The organism is Streptomyces laculatispora (assembly GCF_017353455.1).
Classification (GTDB): Bacteria; Actinomycetota; Actinomycetes; order Streptomycetales; family Streptomycetaceae; genus Streptomyces; species Streptomyces laculatispora.
In genome coordinates, this window is the sequence record NZ_JAFMPZ010000550.1 from 1 (window position 1) to 7,433 (window position 7,433).

Here is a 7,433-nt window from a genome sequence, read left to right on the forward strand (position 1 = left end):
GCCCTCAATCGCCGGGCGGGCCCGTTCCGGCCGGCCGGGGTTACGGCCTTGCCGGGATCCGTACGCCCATGATTTCCCGGGCGTGACGGGTCGGGGTCAGGCCCAGGCGCCAGGCCTGCCAGCCGTCCTCCAGGTCCACTCCGCGGTTCAGGACCACCCGGAACGCCTCCGCGCAGTCCTCCAGCTTGCCGTCCCGGGTCGGGTGGCCCGCCGCGATCAGGTCGGCGAGTTCCTGCTGGGCCACCACCGTGCCCACCTCGATGCCGCCCGGTGACGCGTACGGCAGCAGCGTGCAACGCAGGAAGCGGGCCCAGTCCGCGCCGCGTGCGTCGCCGTACGAGTCGAACAGCTCGGCCGCCTCGCCGCACAGGTCCAGCGCCTGCGGCGCGCGATGGTTGCCCGCGTCGATCAGGGCCAGCTCCAGACACGTCCAGGCCTCCCCATGGGGGACCCCGATGCGCCGGAAGTCGGCCCGCGCGTCCACCAGGAGCTGGCGGGCGAAGCCGGAGTTGCGCAGGTTGCCCGTCTGCGCGGCCCGCTGGTCGCGGGTGACCCGGCCCGAGTGGTGCCGGGCGCACGCCAGCCCGTACACGTCCCGCATCCGGGAGAACATCGTGCGGGACCGCTCCAGCTGCCGTACCGCCTGATCGGTGTCGCCGGTCTCCTCCAGGGCCTGGCCCAGGTAGTAGAGCGTCCACGCCTCGCCCCGCGCGTCCTCGTTGTCGCGGTGCCGGGACAGGGCCGCGTTCAGCTGCTCGACCGCGGGCGCCGGATCGCCGTCCAGCAGCCTGGCGCGGGCCAGCTGGGTCAGCGCCCAGGCCTCGCCGCGCTCGTCGCGGGTGCGCCCGTACAGGTCGAGGGCCGTACGCAGTGCGAGCTCGGCCCGCTCCACATCGCCCAGCCGCAAGCGCACCTGACCCAGCTGGAACTGCGTCCAGGCCTCCCCGTGCAGCGACTCGCCCTCGCGGTGCAGGACCAGTGCCGTGTCCAGGAGCGTCAGCGCCTCGGCCGGGTGCGCCCGGTCGCGCTCCACCGCGGCCAGCGCGTGCAGCGACCAGGCCCGGTCCGCGGCCTGGCCGTCGGAGGTCTGCAGTTCGAGCGCCTCCCGCAGCCGCGCCGCCGCCTCCGTCAGATTGCCCTGGTGGTGCAGGGTGATGCCGAGCGAACAGAGCGCCAGCGCCGTACCCGAGTCGTTCTGTGCCTCGCGGTACAGGCCGACGACGGAGGACAGCGTGGTGCGCGCCTTGTCCAGCTCGCCGAGCTGGCGGGCCGCGATCCCGGTACGCCACTGCACCGACCGCTCCAGCAGCCCCTGGTCGACCGCCTGCGTCAACTCGCTGATCTCGCCCAGCCGGTAGAGGTCGCCGCGCAGCAGGCAGTAGTCGCACAGCGCGCCCAGCAGATCGAGCACCGCCGCCTGGTCGACGCCCTCGGCGTGCCGCAGCGCGGACGTGATGAAGCTCGACTCCTCGTCCAGCCAGCGCAGCGCCGCGTCCAGGGAGGTGAAGCCGTGGGAGCCGAACTGCCCGGCCCGGGTGGACATCTTGCCGTCCACCATCCGGATCACCGCACCGGCCAGCTCCGCGTAGTTGACGATCAGCCGCTCCTGCGCGGCCGTGCGCTCGGCCGGCTCCTCCTCGTCGAGCAGCCGGGCCAGGGCGAAGCCCCGTACGAGGTCGTGCAGCCGGTAGCGCGAACCCCGTACGTGATCCAGCAGCCCGGCCCCGGACAGGGCGGTCAGCAGCCGCTCGGCCTCCTGCTCGTCGGCCGACAGCAGCGAGGCCGCCGCCGCGGCGCCCAGACTGGCCCGTCCGGCCAGCGCGAGCCGGCGCAGCAGCCGCCGCGCCTGCTCGGACTGGTCGGTGTAGCGCAGCCACAGGGCCCGCTCGACCGGTGGCACCGGGCCGTACGCGGCGAGATCGGCGGCCAGCGCGCTCGGGGTACGGGCCCCGAGCGAGGAACCCGCGATCCGCAGCGCCAGCGGCAGCCCGCCGCACAGTTCGGTGACCGCCTCGCTCGACGGGTAGTCGTACGGGCCCTGGTCCTCCTCCTGGGACGCCTCGCGCAGCAGCTCCTCCGCGCCCGCCGGGTCCAGCGCCCCGACCTCCAGCTGGTGCACCCACGCCGGAAGGGATCCGGGCAGATCGAGCGGCTCGCGGGCGGTGACCAGGACGAGGCTGTCGGAACGCTCCGGGATCAGCGTGCGGACCTGCTCCGCGTCACTGGCGTCGTCGAGGACGATCGTCACCGGCGTGCCGGTGAGATGCTGGTGGTACAGCTCGCTGAGCCGGCGCACCTGCTGCTCGGCGGAGGACCCTCCCCGGGCCCCCGCTCCCGAGGCGCCGGCGGAGCCCCCGTCCCGGAACAGCAGCTGCTCGCGGGGGGCGCCCAGCCGGTTCAGCAGATGGAGCAGCGCGTCCCGGGTCGGCAGCGGCGGCTCACCGTCCGCGCCGCCGCGCAGGTCCACCACGCACGCGCCCCGGAACTGGTCCTTGAGATCGTGCGCCGCCCGCACGGCCAGCGTGGTGCGCCCGGCGCCCGGCGGGCCGTGCAGCACGACCACGGTCGGCTTCGTCTCCGTCGACGCACGGGCCGCGTGCACCCACTGGCCGATCCGGGCCAGCTCGGCCCGTCGCCCGGCGAACCGGCTTTCGGGCGACGGGAGATGGCCGAACGACTGCTCAAGGAGCGAGCGCATGCGCGCCGCCGCACTGCGGTCCCCGCCACGCAGGGCCGGGGCGGTGCGGGCCTGTGCGGAGGCGGCCTTCTTCGCAGGGGTGCGGGACGAGGCGGTCAGCATCCGCTGCTGGTCGAGGAACGGGCGGATGCCCCGTACCTCCAGCGCCGTCAGCCACTGGAGCCGCAACTGCTCGGTCCCGCCCGGCTGTCCGAGGGCTCCCGCCCGGCGGGAGGCGGCAGGCCAGTGCGAAGCGGTGACCTTGGCGACGGTCGCGGTGGCGCCCGCGACCGCGACGACGGCCCCCGCGCCGAGCGCCAGGCCCGAGGCCGTGCCCAGCACCAGATCCGCACCGAAGGCGGCCGTGGCGGCAACCCCCGTCACCAGCAACGGTGTTCCGAGCGTCGCCCGGTCGAACTTCTGCTTGCCGGCCGCCTCGGCGTCCAGCGCCTGGACGTACGAGGCGTACTCCTCGGCCGCCCCCGCCGCCATGGAGTCCAGTGCGCCCCGCGCACGCGTCAGCAGCGCGCCGGAGTCCGACCGTCCGCCGGTGCGCCGTGCCTCTTCCTCCACGGCCCGCACCAACAGCCTCTCGGCGTCCGCCCGGTGGCTGTCCCGCATCCGCATAAGTCCCCCTCGGTTCCCGCCCGTCGGCCGGCCGGCACCCGGTCGCACGGAGTACCAGTCTCCTGCCTCGGGCCGGTGCGCAACAGGGAGTCCGCGAGACTGCGCCGACAGCCCTGCGCTTGAGACGGGGCGCGGGACCACGACCGGCCGCGGCAACGGCGACCCGTGCCCGACCGCCGTCACCCCACCGCGATGGCCCCGTCCGTCCGCGCGTCCCCCTCGTGGCCGACGGTCGGTGGCCGACGGCGTGCGCACGGATGAGGCATGGCCAACCGGCTCGCGCAGAGGACAGTGCTGCTTGAAGGGTTGGGTGCTTGACGTCGGGAAGCCCTCCCCTGGCGGCTTCACACTGTCCGACAAGATGATCGAGTGCGGCGAGCCGGAGGATGAGCTGGTCGGCCTGGGGCAGGAGTACGGGACCGGCGAGGCCGACGTGGTGGCCCTCGAGGCCCGTGTGGCAGAGATCGTCGAAGCCATGGAGAAGCGGCCGTCATCGCCGGAGAGACCCGTGGAGGACTCGCCTGCCGTGTGTGCGTGGCCCGATCCGCGCTGACCTGTGCCGGCTGTTGACCGAGTGTGCCCACGCGGATGTCGGTCGTCAGATGGTTCCCAGGTCCACGGTGACGGAGAAGGGCGCGGCAGCCTTGATCACGCCGGTGAACATCTCCCCGTCCCTGTAGGCCTTGGTGGCGGGGTCGAGGACGTAGGTGTAGGTGATGGGCACGCCGGTCGCGGCCTGTTCGACCCGCCAGTAAAAGGGGATGCCGGCCTTGGCGTACTGGTCCACCTTCACGATCCGGTCGGTGGTTTCCGAGCCGGGCGACACGACCTCGACGGCCAGGAGCACGTGTTCGGGGCGGGTGGGCGTGAGGTCGATGGTCTCCGCCCGGTAGACAACGACGTCCGGACGGCGGTTGGTGAGGGGGACGTCCTGCAGGCGGACGTCGAAGTCCGTGTCGGCGTTCCAGTCCGGGCCTGCGGCGGCGTCCAAGGCGTTGGCCAGGATTCGGGCCAGCCGGCTGTGCCGCTTGGAGGCGCTCGGACTCACGACGACCATCCCGTCCACGATCTCAATGCCGGCACACTGCTCCTCGGACCAGGAGTCGTACTGCTCCGCGCTGATCTGCGTATGCATCCACGCGGGCGCCACCATCTCGGCGGTCATGGTGTACCTCCTTCGAGGGGCCTCGGCAGTCCCGGCGCTGCTGGGCTCAGCGTACTGTCCCGTGATGCTGTGGCGCCCGATTCGCAAGAGCGCGGAGGCCTCCTGTTCCTGTCTAAGTCGCATGAGTGGGGATTGCCGCGAACCGTGCTCAGTGACCGCCCTCAACTGAATGCTTGTCCTCGGCGAGTTGTTACCCAGTGGTGGGGCTGACGTCCACCACCTGATGGCGCACAAGTGCCGTTCGGCCAAGCGAGGCAGGGCCTATGCGGGCTTCACCGACGGGGTTGGGCGTTGTGAGAGGCTGGATCGCATGAACCGGTTGGCTGGTGTGACCTCGCCTTATCTGCTTCAGCATGCTGAGAATCCCGTCGACTGGTGGCCCTGGGGAGCGGACGCCTTCGAGGAAGCACGGCGGCGCGATGTGCCCGTTCTGCTGTCGGTCGGCTACTCGGCGTGCCACTGGTGCCATGTGATGGCGCATGAGTCGTTCGAGGACGAGGACGTCGCGGCGTACCTGAACGAGCACTTCGTGCCGGTCAAGGTCGACCGCGAGGAGCGCCCCGACGTCGATGCCGTCTACATGGAGGCCGTGCAGGCGGCGACCGGCCAGGGCGGCTGGCCGATGACCGTCTTCCTCACCGCCGACGCCGAACCCTTCTACTTCGGGACGTACTTCCCGCCCGAGTCCCGGCACGGCCTGCCGTCCTTCCGGCAGGTGCTCGAAGGCGTCGTCGCCGCCTGGACCGACCGGCGCGACGAGGTCGGCGAGGTCGCCGGGCGCATCGTCCGCGATCTGTCGCAGCGCTCCCTCGCGCACGGCGGGGAGGGCCTTCCGGCCGAGTCGGAGCTGGCGCAGGCCCTGCTCGGGCTGACCCGGGAGTACGACGAGAAGAACCGCGGCTTCGGCGGCGCGCCCAAGTTCCCGCCGTCGATGGTGATCGAGTTCCTGCTGCGCCACCACGCCCGGACCGGGGCGGACGGTGCGCTCCAGATGGCGGCCGACACCTGCGAGGCGATGGCCAGGGGCGGGATGTACGACCAGCTCGGCGGTGGCTTCGCCCGCTACTCGGTGGACCGGGAGTGGGTCGTACCGCACTTCGAGAAGATGCTCTACGACAACGCGCTGCTCTGCCGGGTGTACGCGCACCTGTGGCGCGCGACCGGCTCGGAACTGGCCCGGCGGGTGGCCCTGGAGACCGCCGACTTCATGGTCCGGGAGCTGCGTACGGCCGAGGGCGGCTTCGCCTCCGCGCTCGACGCGGACAGTGAGGACGGGCAGGGGAAGCACGTCGAGGGCGCCTACTACGTCTGGACGCCGGCGCAGCTGCGCGAGGTGCTGGGCGAGGACGACGCCGCGTTCGCGGCCGAGCACTTCGGGGTGACCGAGGAAGGCACCTTCGAGGAGGGTTCCTCGGTGCTCCAGCTCCCGCCGAAGGGCCCGCACCACCCGCCGCGGACGGGTCAGGTCGTGGACGACGCGCGGGCCGCCGACGTACGGGCCCGGCTGCTCGCCGCCCGTGAGCTGCGCAAGCGGCCGGGGCGGGACGACAAGGTGGTCGCCGCGTGGAACGGACTGGCCGTCGCGGCGCTCGCCGAGACGGGCGCGTACTTCGACCGCCCCGACCTGATCGAGCGGGCCACCGAGGCCGCGGACCTGCTGGTGCGGCTCCACATGGGCCCGGTCGCCCGGCTGGTCCGGACGTCCAGGGACGGGCGCGCCGGGGAGCACGCGGGCGTGCTGGAGGACTACGGCGATGTGGCGGAGGGCTTCCTCGCGCTGGCCGCGGTCACCGGCGAGGGAGTCTGGCTGGAGTTCGCGGGCTTCCTGCTGGACATCGTGCTCCAGCACTTCACCGGCGAGGGCGGGCAGTTGTACGACACCGCGGACGATGCCGAGCAGTTGATCCGCCGCCCGCAGGACCCCACCGACAGCGCCACCCCGGCCGGCTGGACCGCGGCGGCCGGCGCGCTGCTCTCGTACGCCGCCCACACCGGATCGGAGCCCCACCGCACCGCCGCCGAGGGGGCGTTGGGCGTGGTGAAGGCGCTGGGCCCGAAGGCGCCGCGGTTCATCGGCTGGGGACTCGCGGTGGCCGAGGCGCTGCTCGACGGCCCGCGCGAGGTGGCCGTCGCCGGACCGGTCGGCGGCGAGCTGCACCGTACGGCGCTGCTGGGCCGGGCGCCGGGTGCGGTGGTCGCGGCGGGGGAGACGTCCGGTGCGGAGTTCCCGCTGCTGGCGGACCGTCCGATGGTGGACGGCGCGCCGACCGCGTACGTGTGCCGGCACTTCGTCTGCGACGCGCCGGTCACGGACCGGGAGGAGCTGGCGCGCGCCCTCGGGGGCGCCGCGTCCTGACCGGCGTCACAGCCGCAGGCCGCCCTCCAGCGAGTCCAGGGCCTCGCCGACCATCGTGACGAGGTCGCCCTCCTGGCCGTGCTCGCCCCAGTACAGCGCCACCTCGCGCAGCGCACCCAGCACCGCCGCGACGAAGACCCGGACGCGCAGGTCGTCCGCACTGCGGCCGCTGCGGTCGGCGAGCACCCGGGAGAGCACCTTCGCCGTCTCCGACAAGGTCTCCGTCATCCGCGCCCGGATGGCGGGGACCTCCACCATCAGCCGGGTGCGCTGGCGCAGCTCCTCGTCCTCCTCGGCGATGAACGACGTCAGCGTCTCGGTCATCATCAACCGCAGTGAGACCAGGGGCGGCTCATCGGCCGGCCGGCTCCGCAGCGCGGCTTCCATGACCGGGTCGTACTCGTCGGTGAGGACGATGTCCTCCTTGGTCGCGAAGTACCGGAACACCGTGCTGGGCGACACCTCGGCCGCCTCCGCGATCTGCTCGATGGTCGTCGCGTCATACCCCTGCTCGGTGATCAGACGGTAGGTCGCCTGCCGGATCGCGACCCGGGTCCTGAGTTTCTTGCGCTCGCGCAGCCCCATCGGGGGCTGCGCGAGCGCAAGAA

Annotated in this window: 5 protein-coding genes; 2 read left to right on the forward strand and 3 right to left on the reverse strand. The window is 73.0% G+C overall.

Annotated elements, in window-relative coordinates; all coding sequences use genetic code 11:
• Positions 1-40 precede the first annotated feature (40 nt).
• Positions 41-3,298 (reverse strand): tetratricopeptide repeat protein, encoded by a 3,258-nt coding sequence (locus tag J1C73_RS29195; protein ID WP_207318999.1) that lies wholly within the window; start codon positions 3,296-3,298, stop codon positions 41-43.
• Between the two features lie 316 nt (positions 3,299-3,614).
• Between J1C73_RS29195 and J1C73_RS29200 the strand changes: the two genes are divergently transcribed.
• Positions 3,615-3,857 carry a hypothetical protein gene (locus J1C73_RS29200; RefSeq protein WP_207319000.1) on the forward strand — a complete coding sequence of 81 codons (243 nt, stop codon included), beginning with the start codon at positions 3,615-3,617 and terminating at the stop codon, positions 3,855-3,857.
• Between the two features lie 45 nt (positions 3,858-3,902).
• Here J1C73_RS29200 and J1C73_RS29205 read toward each other — a convergent pair whose 3' ends face one another.
• Positions 3,903-4,469, reverse strand: coding sequence for a Uma2 family endonuclease (locus J1C73_RS29205; RefSeq protein WP_207319001.1), 567 nt, complete (start codon positions 4,467-4,469; stop codon positions 3,903-3,905).
• Between the two features lie 310 nt (positions 4,470-4,779).
• On the opposite strand from J1C73_RS29205, the gene J1C73_RS29210 reads away from it, so the two are divergent.
• A complete protein-coding gene (locus J1C73_RS29210; protein WP_207319002.1) occupies positions 4,780-6,825 on the forward strand; it encodes a thioredoxin domain-containing protein in 2,046 nt (681 codons plus the stop codon).
• Positions 6,826-6,831: 6 nt separating this feature from the next.
• Here the strand turns inward: J1C73_RS29210 and J1C73_RS29215 are convergent, their stop codons facing one another.
• Positions 6,832-7,410: a TetR/AcrR family transcriptional regulator gene (locus tag J1C73_RS29215; protein ID WP_207319003.1), complete on the reverse strand. Its 579-nt coding sequence runs from the start codon at positions 7,408-7,410 to the stop codon at positions 6,832-6,834.
• Between the last annotated feature and the right edge of the window lie 23 nt (positions 7,411-7,433).

Excerpts from the sequence above, each read along its gene's own strand:
- J1C73_RS29195 (WP_207318999.1), bottom strand. The coding sequence starts at position 3,298 with ATGCGGGACAGCCACCGGGCGGACGCCGAGAGGCTGTTGGTGCGGGCC.
- J1C73_RS29205 (WP_207319001.1), bottom strand. The coding sequence starts at position 4,469 with ATGACCGCCGAGATGGTGGCGCCCGCGTGGATGCATACGCAGATCAGC.
- J1C73_RS29210 (WP_207319002.1), top strand. The coding sequence starts at position 4,780 with ATGAACCGGTTGGCTGGTGTGACCTCGCCTTATCTGCTTCAGCATGCT.
- J1C73_RS29215 (WP_207319003.1), bottom strand. The coding sequence starts at position 7,410 with ATGGGGCTGCGCGAGCGCAAGAAACTCAGGACCCGGGTCGCGATCCGG.